Genomic DNA, 12,955 nt, shown 5'->3' with positions numbered 1-12,955 from the left:
GGCATGACCCGGTAAAAATCCGATAACCCATACCTAATGCAGGGAAGCGGGAATGCTGAGACTGTTCCAGATCCAACGCGGCAAGATCAAAGAAACCTACGCGGGTAGCGACTACCAAAGCCAACCCCTGGAAGATGCCGCCTGGATCGACCTGCAGGATCCGGAAGAGAACGAGCGTGATCTGCTGGAGCAGCTGCTGCGCACCGAACTGCCGGAATCCGACGACATCGACGAAATCGAGTCTTCCGCCCGTTACTTCATTGATGCGGCAGGCATCCATGTACACTCCCTCTACCTGACCCAGAGCGAGGGGCGACACGATACCTCCACTGCCGCCTTCATCCTCCAGCCCCAGCGCCTGATCACCGTGCGCGACAACGAACTGGCCGATTTCCGTCTGCTGCGTATGCGCGCCCGCCGCAATCAGGTGGAAGCCCACAACGCTCAGGAACTGCTGGTTCTTCTGTTCGAGCAAAAGGTGGAAAACCTCGCCGATGCGCTGGAGGACAATTACCTGACCCTGGGCGAAGTCAGCCACCTGGTGCTGGAAGACGAGGAAGCCGACCTCGAGGAAGCCATTGACCACCTGGCAAAGCTCGAGGACTCCAACGGTAAAATCCGCCTGTGCCTGATGGACACCCAGCGCTCCATCGCCTTCCTGCAGCGCCACCTGAAAGACGACCCGGAACTGCGCGAAAGCTGCTGGGGCATCCTGCGCGACATCGACACCCTGATGTCCCACACCACCTTCCTGTTCGAGAAGATCAACTTCCTGATGGACTCCACCCAGGGTTTTATCAGCATCGAGCAGAACAAAATCATCAAGATCTTCTCCATCGCCGCCGTGGTTTTCCTCCCCCCCACCATGGTCGCCAGTATCTATGGCATGAACTTCGAACATATGCCGGAGCTGGAGTGGCTACTGGGGTATCCCTGGGCGCTGATGTTGATGCTGATGGCGGGCATGGCGCCGTATCTGTATTTCAAAAAGAAGGGTTGGCTGTAGATACACCACTTACTATCGATGCGAAGGCAGCGGTAGCGGGTATGTGTTTGTGAGACCGTCTGCGGCCAGGACGGCCGCAGCCGAGCCCCCATGGATGGGTTTACGGCGTGTCTCACAAACACATACCCGCTAGCGCTGACGCCACCAGACTATCAACAACACCTTTCCGCGCACGTATTCACCCACCAAAATCACCGCCAACTGCTAACCTTTAAAGGTCAAAAAGACACATCAGGGAAGCAGGGCATAATGGCGACGGCGGGCGGTAAGCGGGCGGACAAATCCACGAGCAAGCCTTTTCATATGCGGCGCTGGCTCAGCGTGCAGCAGGCCGTTGATCACCTAAGCGCCCTGTCCGAAGATCCGCTCACCAGTGACGATCTCGCGCGCCTCGCCGAAGACCACACCCTCGACCTCTACTGGTACCGCCCAGGCCAGCAGCTCACCTATATTGATCGCCCCGGTAAACCCAAAACCGAGCTGACCGAACCCCTGCGATTGTGCCCGGAGCACAGCAGTGATTGGCGCGCCATCGTCGACATATTACGCCACCGCCCCGCCCTGCCTGCGGGAGAAAACGACACACCGACACTGCAAGATGACACCGGTAACCGCCTGCAGATTACCTTCGACTTCAGTCGCCGTCCCGAGCCGTTCAGCGGCCGCTGGTACCCCAACTACGCAGAATTGGTGGTAAAACGCCGGGATCTGGAACGCCTGGAAAGCCATCTGTTCTCCGCGGAGGACGAACCCACTCTGGAGCCGGACCTGCTACTGGATGTCATCTGGCAGCTGGAGCAGATGGCCATTGAGAACCGAAAGGAAGATGGCCGGGACAAATCCGGGGCTTCCCACGACCTGCAGTGGCTCACCGATCAACTCTGCGACCGCACCAAACTGGATCCAAACCTGCTTGGCAAGGTCCTGAATGCCGCCGAGCGCCAGCATGCCACGCACCACTAAGTAGCAAGCTGCCCTCCCCCACCCAGCGTTCCCCGTCAGAAAACCCACCAATCGCCGGTCGTAACAAGCCACTACCAGTTCCTGTGCAAGTGGCTCCTGTGCGATTTTTTCGAAAAATAGCTTCAGCTTTTTGCGCTATTCAGCCGCCACAGAATTTTTATAATGCGCCCATCCTGAAATTTTTGATGGAGTCCGTCGTGCAGACTCGCAACAGCAACACCCACTACGGCTGGGTGGCCGTATTCTTCCACTGGCTGATGGCGCCCGCCATCATCGGCATGTTTGCGCTGGGCTGGTGGATGGTCGGGCTCGGCTATTACGACCCCTGGTATCGTCAGGGGCCGGATATCCACAAGTCCGTGGGTATTCTGTTGCTGATCTTGCTGGTAGCGCGCCTGCTGTGGCGCTTTTTGAATGTATCCCCAGACCAGGAGCCGGCACCGCGCTGGCAGCAGCGGGCTGCAGGCGCCGCGCATGGGGTGATCTACCTGCTGCTCATCGCGATATCCATTACCGGCTACCTGATATCCACAGCCGACGGTCGCGCGATCGAAGTGTTCAACTGGTTCAGCGTGCCCGCTACCCTGCAGGGGCTGGAAAACCAGGAAGACATCGCCGGCGCGATTCACGAGTGGCTGGCATGGACATTGATGGGACTGGTGTTGCTGCACGGGCTTGCGGCGTTCAAGCACCACTTCGTCAATAAAGATAACACCCTGCGCAAAATGCTGGGGTTAGGGGCCAAACAAGTGCCGTGACCCACGGCTCTTTCAAGACTCATTCCTTCACACACAATCAATCCACAACAGGAAATCACGCATGAAAAAAATCGCATCATTGCTGTTTGCCGCACTGGTTGCCAGCTCCTTCGGCGCTTCCGTCCAGGCCGCCAACTACCAGTTCGACACCAAAGGTGCCCACGCCTTTGTCCAGTTCCGCATCAAGCACCTGGGCTACAGCTGGCTCTACGGTCGATTCGACAAGTTCGACGGTAACTTTGTATACGATGAGGCCAAACCGGAAGCGTCTTCGGTACAGGTCACCGTGGACACCACCAGCCTGAACAGCAACCACGCAGAGCGCGACAAGCACCTGCGCGGTGAAGACTTCCTGAACGTAGCCAAGTTCCCGACCGCCACCTTCAAGAGCACCAGCTTCACGCCCAATGGTGATGGTAAAGCGACTCTGAAAGGCGACCTGACCCTGCACGGCGTAACCAAGCCAATCACTATCGACGTGGAAGAGATTGGCGGCGGTAAGGATCCCTGGGGTGGCTACCGTCAGGGCTTCACCGGCAAAACCGAGTTCAAATTGAAAGATTTCGGTATCGACTACGACCTGGGTCCCGCCTCACAGACCGTGGAAATGATTCTGGACGTAGAAGGTATCCGACAGTAAGCGTTCGCTTTCCGTCTCACAGGATGGACGAGAAACCCGGCCTTAGTGCCGGGTTTCTTGTTTTTGGGGGTTGGGGTTCCGGGAAGGGGGTACGAGCGTTGATGCAGTATTGGCGGCGGTGAAGCCCCGGGTAGGCCTTTTCGGAACCGCCATGCATACATCCCTGTAGGCTGCGTCGGAAACGTCCCTGTTTCCGACGCTTCCGAAAAGGCCTACCCGGCACTTCACCTTAGATTCACACACCAGCGCTCCGTTAGCGATATATACAAAAGCAGTTTACAGTCCTGCGAAAGCTAACGAAGTACATATCTCTACGTGAAGGCGGAGCGGCGGGGATTCGACGCCACAGACCTCTAATAAAATGAACCCGAACCATCAGGCATTCACGGTACGAGCCGCGGGCTCCCGGGCAAGGAAGTGACCAATAGCAAACACCACCAGCCCCATCAAAATCCCAGGCATGCCCTCATAAATATGCGCGTGCCACCCCAACCAGCGCCAGATCAGCGCAGTCGCCAGCCCCAGCACACTCATCACCACAGCCAGCCTCTGCGAAGGTTTGCAGCCGGCAGCGAGTACCATCAACAGCGGTGCGAAGGCCGAGGCCAGGGCGGACCAGCTCATCACCACCAGACTGAATACACTCTGCTGGTTCACCAGCGCCCAAACCATCGCCGCCGTCGTAATGCCCAGGGTAGCGATTTTCAGCAAGCGGGTGTTCTCCGTGCGCTGGGGCAGAATATCGTGGGTCAGAGCGGCAGAGCAGCTCAGCACTAGGGAATCCGCGGTGGACATGGTCGCGGCAAAGATACCCGCGAGAATCAGCCCCACAAAGACCGGAGAGAGCAGTTCCATCGCCATCATTGGCAGCGCCAGTTCCGCATCAAAAGTACCCGGATCATTTAGCAGGATGCGTGACAGCATGCCCACACCGGTCGCCATAAAGTAGAAAATGGTGAACCACAGGTAGTACCAGCAGCGCGCTTGCACCATGCGCCCGGCATCGTCCAGCGCCATAAAACGCACCATCACATGGGGCTGGCCAACGACGGATACACCCGCGAATAACCAGCTCAATGCAAACAGTACACCGCCGGCAAGGCCCGGCAATAACAGATCCTGAGGGTACCAGTTGAGGAAACCTTCAACCTGCCCCATCTGCTGCCAGGCAGCACCAAAGCCCCCCACAGACTGTGTCGCCACGAACAACAGCATGCCCATAGCCACCACCATCACAAGAGACTGCGCCGCATCGGTCCAGATGGATGCGCGGATCCCGCCGGCGAGACAGTAGGCCGCCACAATCACCCCGCCGATCACCGCGCCACTCCAGATTGGCAGGTCCAAGACCACATACAGGGCCTTGCTACCAGCCACCAGCTGCGCGCTGGCATAAGCGAGCAGAAAGAGCAGGGAAAGAACCCCGGCGAGTTTCTGCCAGGTGGCAAAACGCGTACCCTGCCAGCAGGCCATCACGCCCGCGTAACTGGATTCGCCACTGCGTTTGGCGGCTTCACGCAGGTTCTTGTGCATCCACAGGGAGCCAAGGAAATCACCCAAAATCCAACCCAACATCAGCCAGATAGAAGCGAGGCCCGTGGCGTAGGTGTAGCCGATCACCCCGATAAACATGTAGCCGCTATTGTTGGTGGCCACAGCAGAAAGCCCCACCAGCATCGGCGATACATCCTGGCTCGCGAGATAATAGTCTTTCTTGGTTCCGCGACTTTTGCGGTAAGAACTGATGCCCACCGCGGCAAATAGCGAGAGAAAAAATAGAAAGCTGATCAGCACGTGCATTCCCCTGAAGTCATTTTATTATTGGATGCCTGTTTAGCAGCTAGCCGCCGCTAATGCGTTTTTGAAAAGAGGCATTTTTCTGCGCCTGTGAAAGGGCGCGATCAGCGCGCCCATCCCTCTTCATCTGACTCTTTGCCACTGTGATGGTCCGGCTGGATGCCCATCAACGCGACAAATTCTTCTGACTCGTAGAGACCATTAAACGCAGAGTCCTCGAGCGCCTCGTCGCGGTATGCCGGCGAAATCTCCAGTGCCTTCTGCAGATAACTGATGGCCTCTTCCCACTCCTCCAGGTACGCGTAGGCGCACGCCAGCTGGTAGTACGCATTGCCATTCTGGCGGTCGATTTCCAGCGCCTGCAGGCACAGATTGATGGCCCACTGTGGTTCGTCCAGTTCCAGCACAGCGTCGGCTTTGTAGGTGAGGGCTTCCCCATCTTCCTTGCGCAACTGCAGAATCTGGTCGTAGACCGCGATCTTGCCCGTCGGCGTCTGCTCCCTACCGGCGCGCAGCCACAGGGAATGCACCTCCTGGGTTAGCTCGATCTCGTCGCGGTTATCCTCGATATGCTGGGTCTTCTCTGACAACTGTTCTTCAATACTGCGCAGACGCGCCTCGTATTGTTCAACCAGGCTGGAGATTTCCTGGTTCGCCAGGGTATGCACCTTTTCCTTCACATCGCGGATGGAGGTCCACCCCATAATCACCAGCAGGGAACTGAAGCCGGCGATGAGATAAAAGAAATAGGTGATGGTGTCGGTGGCGTAGGTAATCGCCTTGTCCGCGGCGCTCAGCTGGCGGTCCACGATATTTTCGGTCAGGGAAACCTTCTGTGCGGCCATGTCCACTCGCAACTGCTTCAGCTCATCGAGCACGTAACGCTCGATAAACGGCGAGTACAGTGGCTTTTCCAGCTCGCCAGCGGCCTCTGCAACCTTGTCGAGCTCTTGCAGTTTTTTCTGGTTCTCGGCTTTTTCTGCTTCGCTAATAACCGGTGGATTGGGCTCGGCCTGCTTGTCCTGTGCGAATGCTGGGGTCAACAGGAAAAAAGCAGATACCACAACCAACACTGCCGCCAGCAATGCTGACGGCAGTAAGGGGTAGCCCGATAGTGTTAGGCTGCGCATATGGCGTCGCCATGCTCGTGCACTTCAACCAGTGCGGCGTGCAGACTTTTGACCGCACTTTCGTAATCGCTTTCATCGATCACGAACTGCATATCTACCTGACGCATGGACTGGTGCACAGCAAGAATGCTGATACCAGAGTTAGCCAGTGCACTCACCGCGCGTGACAGCATGCCGGAGATTTTCATATCGCTGCCGATGGCGGAAACCACCGCCACCTTGCGCACCTGAATATCGCAATCCGGGAACAGCTCGCCAATGGCTTTCTTGATCCGCTTGACGGTTTTCAGGTTGTTACCCAGGTAATTGGTAATAGTGTTGGCGTTGGTATCCTTGGTCACCACGCTGCCTTTGAAGCGCGCAATGATCTCGTTGATCGCCCGGTCGTAACTAGTCATGCTGCCCATCATGTCCTGATCGAAACATTCAACAGCATAGATGTTTTTACGCCCCGCGATGATCTCCACTTGCGGTGTGTCGCTTACATAGTCACCGGTAACCAGGGTACCACTGTGCTCGGGCTCAAAAGTGTTCATTACCCTTAGCGGGATTTCCTGCTGACGCAGGCCCTTGGCCGCACGGGGGTGAATCGCTTCCATACCCAGGTTGGCCAGCTGGTCCGCCACGTCGTAGTTGGTGCGACCGATGGGCACCGCCTGCGCTTCACCGACAAGACGCGGGTCGGCACTACTCAGGTGGTACTCCTTGTGAATGATGGCTTCGCTGGCACCGGTTTTTACCGCGATACGACTGAAGGTCATTTCACTGTATCCGCGCGCGAAGGTTTTCATCAGGCCGTCAGCCGTGTGCGCATAACCAGTCGCAATCGGCAGTTCCTTGCTGAAGTCCACGTCGGAGAACGCACGCTCGATGCGCTCATCCAGGGTTTTGTGTTCGCCATCGCGCCAACCGGTCAGATCGATAAAGCGCGCATTGATGCCTTCCTGCTTCAACAGCTGCACGGTATTCCAGGCGCTGTGCGCTTCACCCAGGCTCGCGAGCATTTCGCTGACTACGTCGAGATGTCCTTCCAAAGCGAAGTGACCGTGCTGACAGACACGCTCAAGATCGCCAAGACAATTGGCGGCGTCATCAAGGCGCTCGCCGATGAAGCCGTTGGCTTTGGCCAGGGTCACTTCATCGTCAAACAGGGTCGCGTTGATTTCTTCCATGCGTGCGCGCAGGCCTGCGACTGCGTCGGACCACTCGCGTTCATCGTCGGCACCAGCGAACAGGGCAAAGACACCGGGGCGACCGGACTTTTTGTGCTCCAGCAGCATATCGGTAATACCGCCATAGGCAGACACCACGAAAACACGCTGGTACAACCCTTCCGTTTTCGCTTTACCGTTTTTCAGAATGATGTTGTCACGTACTGCGCGGTAGTCACTCATGGACGTACCGCCAATTTTTTCAACCGTATGTGTATTCATGGGATCCTTTGGTTTACCGAATTTAGTAGGCTCGGAAGGGGCGCCAAAATATTTGCGGGTGGTGCCCCAGAACTCCGCTGCTATGTTGTTCAAAACCGGCTTATTTTTCGTCCTTGACCTCTTCCGCTTCCAGCTCGTAGGCGCCTTCCGCGTTGTGCACTTCTTTACCGTGCAGAGGAGGGTTGAATACACAGGCCATTTTCATTTCAGACTTAGCCTTAAGTACGTGCTTGTCGTTCTTGTCCAGAATATAGATGGTACCCGGGGTGATCTCGTGGACCACACCATCTTCTTCCGCCATTACAGAACCTTCACCAGAGATGCAGTACACGGATTCCAGGTGATTCTGGTAGTGCAGGTGCAGGTCCGCACCTTCGTAGATAGTGGTGATATGGAAAGAGAAGCCCATGTTGTCGTTTTTCAGCAGCAGGCGGGTGCTTTCCCAGCCCTCGGAAACAATACGACGGTTGGTTTTTTCGGCTTCTTGCAGTTTTCTTACGATCATTACTTGCTCTTACTAAATTCGGTCTTCAATTCAGGTCTTGAAAAATGCGGCCTGCTTCCGGCTGGAAGGTAGGCCGCAAAACAATGTGAAAATGTCAGATCAGGCTGCACCAGCGAGGGGAGAGCCTTGCTGCTCCGCATCATCGGCGAAAAAATCGTGCTCTTCCGGCACATCTTCACCTTTCAGGACCTTGGCCACGGCGGCTTCAACAATATCCAGCGCCTTGGTCAGGTTCTCGTCGCTGATGGTCAGCGGGCACAGGGTTTTCACAACGTGGTCGTCAGCACCACTGGTTTCGATCACCAGGCCATTGCGGAAGGCTTCGGTGGTGATCTTGTCAGCCAGCTCACCGCTAACACAGTTCAGACCGCGGAACATGCCGCGACCGCGGGTAGTCATGTTGCCATCACCATACTTGTCGACGATTTTCTGCAGACGCTGCTCGATGTAGTCGCCCTTGCGCTGCACTTCCTTGGCAAACTTGTCGTCGCTCCAGAAGTGGTCAATGGCCGCTTTGGCGGTAACGAATGCGAGGTTATTACCGCGGAAAGTACCGTTGTGCTCACCCGGCTTCCACTGGTCCAGTTCCGGCTTCATCAGTACCACCGCAAACGGCAGGCCGTAGCCACTCAGGGACTTGGACAGAGTGACGATATCCGGATCGATACCCGCTTCCTCAAAGCTGAAGTAGCTACCGGTACGGCCACAGCCCGCCTGGATGTCGTCGACAATCAGCAGTACGTCGTGCTTCTTACACACATCCTGCAGGTTGCGCAGCCACTCAACGCTGGCCGCATTGATGCCACCCTCGCCCTGCACAGTTTCCACCAGCACGGCTGCCGGATGATCGACACCACTGGAAGAGTCGCTCAGCACCTTGTCGAGATACTGGGTGGTGTCCATTTCGTCGCCCAGGTAACCGTCGTATGGCATACGCGCAACACCGCTCATGCTTACGCCGGAAGCGCCGCGGTGGTGAGAGTTACCGGTAGCGGACAGTGCGCCGAGGCTACAGCCGTGGAAACCGTTGGTGAAAGAAATCACGTTCTCGCGACCTTTGTACTTACGTGCGATCTTCAGCGCCGCTTCTACCGCGTTAGTGCCGGTAGGGCCGGTGAACTGCATAACGTAAGTCATGTCACGCGGCTTCAGGATGTTCTCGTAGAAGGATTCCAGGAACTCACGCTTGGCCTTGGTATGCAGGTCCAGACCGTGGGTGATACCGTCCTGCTCGATGTACTCAAGCAGAGCCTTCTTGAAAATCGGATTGTTGTGGCCGTAGTTCAGGGTGCCTGCACCCGCGAGGAAATCCAGGTACTGGTTACCCTCTTCGTCGTACAGGTATTCGCCCTGTGCCTTATTGAAAACCCGCGGGAAGGCGCGGGCGTAGCTCATTACTTCAGATTCGATTTCGTCAAAAACTTTCATAGTGACAACCCTTTTTGAGTCGTTGGTTTAACTTGGTTTAAAAAAATAAAAAGGAAAAACAGAATTCGGTTTGTAGAGCGTTGTTCACGCTCAGCCGGCGGCACTCGCTGACGCCTGCCCCACGGGAGGCTCAAAAGGCCCGATACGCAGCAGCATTTCGCTGTCGTGCTGGCCCTTGAAGTGGCGCTCCCGGTCAAACATCACCGATTCGGCCAGCCCGGCATCCAGCTTGCGCGCCAGGCTGCGGAACAGAGCCCAGGAGGCGTCGTTGTCCGGCGTGATGGTGGTTTCGAGGTGGCTTACCTGGGTGCAGGCGGGTCGGGCGAGAATTTCCCGCAACATGCGACCGGCAAGTCCCATTCCGCGACCGTTTTCCGCCACGGCCACCTGCCAGATAAACAGGGTCTCGGGGCGGTCGGGAATGATGTAACCGGAGATGAAACCCACCAGCTCGCCATCGAGTTCTGCAGCCACACTAGTAGCGGAGAAGTGGCTGGCCTGCAGCAGGTTGCAATAAAGGGAGTTGGTATCCAGGGGCGGGCAGTTCCCGATCAGCTGGTGCACGGCCGCACCGTCTTCACTGACCGGGCGGCGCAGCAGGACCTGAACACTCTTGTCACCGGCAGGGCCGGCATTACGAGCTTCCGCTTGCTGCGCCAGCTTCACCTTGTCGTCAATTGAGTCGTCTTCTTTCAATTCGCTTGTCGCGCTCAAACCAATACCTTTCGATTCATTCTTTAGTCATCAAATTGTTAGAGCAGTATCAAAATTCCGAAATGCTTTCGCAACAAAAACGGAACCCTGTCGTTTGAACTGGATTCCGCTTGAAATTTGACCTTTTCCGCAAAAAGTTATTTACTGCTCTAAATATTTAAATCTATCGTACTCTAAAGATTATCGAGGACGCAAGGCCAAGCCTCATGCAATTTGATCAGAACACGACCAATTACGGCGCCAGCGCAGAGCCCCAGAATCGGGCGGAGCCCGCGCAATTAAAGGGCTCGCGCACCACTGAAGGGCGCGAAACACCGCATGAGGAAGTGCGTAAAAAGGTGGCGCCAAACCCCACCAAGAAACCGACTAACGATTCAAAATCCGACCTGAAGTCGACCCAAACCAACCCGGGAATTGACAAAAACGGTGCAGAGCCGAAAATCGGCCGCGGGCAAATTAGCCGAAAAGAACTCGAGAGCCTGCTGCTGATGGACAAGATTGAAGAAGTATTGATTACCCTGCGCCGACTGATTCGCGCCACCGACCTGCACTCCAAGCAGCTGGTCAAGACTGCCGGCCTCACTGCACCCCAGTTACTGCTGCTGCAGGCCATCCGCGAGCAGGGCCAGGTCACCATTGGCGCGCTCGCCAAAGAGATCAGCCTCAGCCAGGCCACGGTAACTACTATTCTGGACCGCCTGGAAAAGCGCGGCCTGGTCTACCGTGAACGCTCTTCCGAAGACAAACGCAAAGTGCACGCCTACCTGACTGATGAGGGTGCCGACATCATCCGCGACGCCCCAACCCCGTTACAGGAGCACTTCGTCAAACAGTTCCGCGACCTGCGCGAGTGGGAGCAATCCATGATCATTTCCTCCCTGCAGCGGGTGGCGCTGATGATGGACGCAGAACATATCGACGCCTCCCCGGTTCTCGATGTGGGCGACCTCGATCGCAAAGACAGCCGCAACCTTCCCACGCAGGACGATAAGAAAGATCCAGAAAGCCACGGCGACAAGTGATACGCAAAATGCAGATCTTGCGCGTTGATTGAGGCGACAGCGCAATGTTTGCCCTGACTGCTAACAATTCGCATCCAATCATTGCATTCAGCCCGCAGTTCGGTATAAATGGGGCAACAACACTAAAGTGGACGCCCGCCCGTTAGGTTAGCGAACACTGACTCAAGACAGCGGCGAAATGCTCTGCTGCGGCCCCCGAAAATGAGAAGTGGATCACGCCGGAACGACTGGTGAATCGTGTACCACTCAAGGTCGCAACTGCGCCCGGCGAAAAGAATTTGGCCGTGCTGCCCGTCTCTCTGACAAGAGGACGCCCGGCACATTTGCCATGCACAAGGCCGTGCATGGCGAGAACCACACCGGCCGCCCTGTTTTGATAATTTCTGCACGCCTGTTTATCAGGGTGCAGCTTTATTGATTGGGGAAGGGACTATTCATGGCCAGCCTGCAGCATCCAGACCGGGATCAACCCGTCTACCTGATGGCGCACCACACCATTGGCCGCCGCCAAGGGGTTGCTGATACTCGCATCACCCTGCCGGAGATTTCCGGTATTCACGCCGCTATTCAATGGACCGGAAGCCACTGGATCATTCGCGATCTCAGCCGCAACGGCACCTGGGTCAATGGCCAGCAACTGATTCCAGCCAAAAACCAGCAGCTCCAGCTCGGCGACAAGCTCGCATTCGGCCGCGCCACCAATCCGGTATGGAAGGTGGAAAACCTCGACGCACCGGAAAACCTGCTGATTGATATCCACACCGGCGAAAGCCAGGTGCTCGAGTCTTACCACTTGCTGCCCGACGAACACGACCCCATTGCCAGCCTGCACTTCAACCCGGTCAACGGTGTGTGGATATACGAACTTCTGGAAAGCCCCGAACACGGCGAGAGCGCCAAAGTCGTCAATCACGGCAGCCGCATCGACTGCGCCCACAACAGCTGGCAGTTATTCCTCGCCGCTAGCCAGAGCACCACGACAGAGCTGTCGTTCAAGAGCCTGTGCGTTTCCGACTTCCGCCTGCGCTTTACCGTCAGCCACCACGAAGAACATATTCAGTTGCAGTTGGCCAAAGACGATATGCGCCTGGACCTGGCCGCACGCACACACAATTACCTGCTGCTGTATCTCGCGCGCGCGCGCATCCGCGACATCCAGCGCAAGGTGGACGGCCCAGATCAGGGCTGGGTGGCCATCGACCTCGCGATCCGCGAACTGGGCATCACCGTCAACCACCTCAATACCCAGATTTTCCGCGCTCGCAAGCAGATTGCTGACAGCCTGCCAGACGCCATCGATACATCGCGCCTGGTAGAGCGCCGGGCTTACGAAATGCGCCTCGGCGGTTACATGCTGGATATTTTCAAAGGCTCACAGAAAGAGGTTCTGGAAGCCAGCACCGGCGAGCTCGAATTAAACCCGGAGCCCGCCTGACGCAGGCGAAAGAACAGGGTACAAAAAAACTAAGCGAACACACATTCGCACGGAACCCGCGAAGTAACAGGACGCCCGCCCGCAGCGGGCTTCACAATCCACGGACGGCGGTTTACCCGTAGAT

At 56.6% G+C, this 12,955-nt stretch carries 12 protein-coding genes; 6 read left to right on the top strand and 6 right to left on the bottom strand.

Going from position 1 to position 12,955, the window contains the following annotated elements; genetic code table 11:
* The first annotated feature begins 52 nt into the window (after nucleotides 1–52).
* From corA to LC059_RS11540, 4 genes are all read left to right on the top strand, one after another.
* Nucleotides 53–1,006: a magnesium/cobalt transporter CorA gene (gene corA / locus LC059_RS11555; protein WP_226704005.1), complete on the top strand. Its 954-nt coding sequence runs from the start codon at nucleotides 53–55 to the stop codon at nucleotides 1,004–1,006.
* A 249-nt stretch (nucleotides 1,007–1,255) separates the two neighbouring features.
* Nucleotides 1,256–1,969 carry a hypothetical protein gene (locus LC059_RS11550; RefSeq protein ID WP_226704004.1) on the top strand — a complete coding sequence of 238 codons (714 nt, stop codon included), beginning with the start codon at nucleotides 1,256–1,258 and terminating at the stop codon, nucleotides 1,967–1,969.
* 197 nt (nucleotides 1,970–2,166) lie between these two features.
* A complete protein-coding gene (locus LC059_RS11545; RefSeq protein ID WP_226704003.1) occupies nucleotides 2,167–2,727 on the top strand; it encodes a cytochrome b in 561 nt (186 codons plus the stop codon).
* Between the two features lie 61 nt (nucleotides 2,728–2,788).
* Nucleotides 2,789–3,367: a YceI family protein gene (locus LC059_RS11540; protein WP_226704002.1), complete on the top strand. Its 579-nt coding sequence runs from the start codon at nucleotides 2,789–2,791 to the stop codon at nucleotides 3,365–3,367.
* A 375-nt stretch (nucleotides 3,368–3,742) separates the two neighbouring features.
* Here the strand turns inward: LC059_RS11540 and LC059_RS11535 are convergent, their stop codons facing one another.
* From LC059_RS11535 to ectA, 6 genes are all read right to left on the bottom strand, one after another.
* On the bottom strand, nucleotides 3,743–5,161 hold the full coding sequence (locus LC059_RS11535; RefSeq protein ID WP_226704001.1) for a sodium/proline symporter: 1,419 nt from the start codon (nucleotides 5,159–5,161) through the stop codon (nucleotides 3,743–3,745).
* 107 nt (nucleotides 5,162–5,268) lie between these two features.
* Nucleotides 5,269–6,294 carry a tetratricopeptide repeat protein gene (locus LC059_RS11530; RefSeq protein WP_226704000.1) on the bottom strand — a complete coding sequence of 342 codons (1,026 nt, stop codon included), beginning with the start codon at nucleotides 6,292–6,294 and terminating at the stop codon, nucleotides 5,269–5,271.
* Complete coding sequence (locus LC059_RS11525) at nucleotides 6,282–7,727, bottom strand: aspartate kinase (RefSeq protein ID WP_226703999.1); 1,446 nt, start codon at nucleotides 7,725–7,727, stop codon at nucleotides 6,282–6,284. The genes LC059_RS11530 and LC059_RS11525 overlap by 13 nt, the downstream gene beginning before the upstream one ends.
* 100 nt (nucleotides 7,728–7,827) lie before the next feature.
* Nucleotides 7,828–8,232 carry an ectoine synthase gene (locus tag LC059_RS11520; protein WP_226703998.1) on the bottom strand — a complete coding sequence of 135 codons (405 nt, stop codon included), beginning with the start codon at nucleotides 8,230–8,232 and terminating at the stop codon, nucleotides 7,828–7,830.
* A gap of 99 nt (nucleotides 8,233–8,331) precedes the next feature.
* The gene (gene ectB, locus LC059_RS11515; protein ID WP_226703997.1) at nucleotides 8,332–9,660 is read right to left on the bottom strand and encodes a diaminobutyrate--2-oxoglutarate transaminase; all 1,329 of its coding nucleotides are present in this window, start codon (nucleotides 9,658–9,660) and stop codon (nucleotides 8,332–8,334) included.
* 90 nt (nucleotides 9,661–9,750) lie between these two features.
* Nucleotides 9,751–10,374 carry a diaminobutyrate acetyltransferase gene (gene ectA / locus LC059_RS11510; protein WP_226703996.1) on the bottom strand — a complete coding sequence of 208 codons (624 nt, stop codon included), beginning with the start codon at nucleotides 10,372–10,374 and terminating at the stop codon, nucleotides 9,751–9,753.
* Nucleotides 10,375–10,862: 488 nt separating this feature from the next.
* Here ectA and LC059_RS11505 point away from each other — a divergent pair, with 488 nt between their 5' ends.
* Both LC059_RS11505 and LC059_RS11500 read left to right on the top strand, forming a co-directional pair.
* The gene (locus tag LC059_RS11505; protein WP_226704122.1) at nucleotides 10,863–11,396 is read left to right on the top strand and encodes a MarR family winged helix-turn-helix transcriptional regulator; all 534 of its coding nucleotides are present in this window, start codon (nucleotides 10,863–10,865) and stop codon (nucleotides 11,394–11,396) included.
* A 436-nt stretch (nucleotides 11,397–11,832) separates the two neighbouring features.
* Nucleotides 11,833–12,831, top strand: coding sequence for an FHA domain-containing protein (locus tag LC059_RS11500; RefSeq protein ID WP_226703995.1), 999 nt, complete (start codon nucleotides 11,833–11,835; stop codon nucleotides 12,829–12,831).
* Nucleotides 12,832–12,955: the final 124 nt, after the last annotated feature.

The organism is Microbulbifer elongatus, assembly GCF_020524885.1.
GTDB lineage: Bacteria > Pseudomonadota > Gammaproteobacteria > Pseudomonadales > Cellvibrionaceae > Microbulbifer > Microbulbifer elongatus_A.
This window is presented reverse-complemented; position numbering and strand designations above follow the sequence as displayed.

Bases quoted from the DNA above. Each gene is read 5' to 3' on its own strand.
- corA (WP_226704005.1), top strand. From the start codon at position 53: ATGCTGAGACTGTTCCAGATCCAACGCGGCAAGATCAAAGAAACCTAC.
- LC059_RS11550 (WP_226704004.1), top strand. From the start codon at position 1,256: ATGGCGACGGCGGGCGGTAAGCGGGCGGACAAATCCACGAGCAAGCCT.
- LC059_RS11540 (WP_226704002.1), top strand. From the start codon at position 2,789: ATGAAAAAAATCGCATCATTGCTGTTTGCCGCACTGGTTGCCAGCTCC.
- LC059_RS11530 (WP_226704000.1), bottom strand. From the start codon at position 6,294: ATGCGCAGCCTAACACTATCGGGCTACCCCTTACTGCCGTCAGCATTG.
- LC059_RS11525 (WP_226703999.1), bottom strand. From the start codon at position 7,727: ATGAATACACATACGGTTGAAAAAATTGGCGGTACGTCCATGAGTGAC.
- LC059_RS11520 (WP_226703998.1), bottom strand. From the start codon at position 8,232: ATGATCGTAAGAAAACTGCAAGAAGCCGAAAAAACCAACCGTCGTATT.
- ectB (WP_226703997.1), bottom strand. From the start codon at position 9,660: ATGAAAGTTTTTGACGAAATCGAATCTGAAGTAATGAGCTACGCCCGC.
- LC059_RS11505 (WP_226704122.1), top strand. From the start codon at position 10,863: ATGGACAAGATTGAAGAAGTATTGATTACCCTGCGCCGACTGATTCGC.
- LC059_RS11500 (WP_226703995.1), top strand. From the start codon at position 11,833: ATGGCCAGCCTGCAGCATCCAGACCGGGATCAACCCGTCTACCTGATG.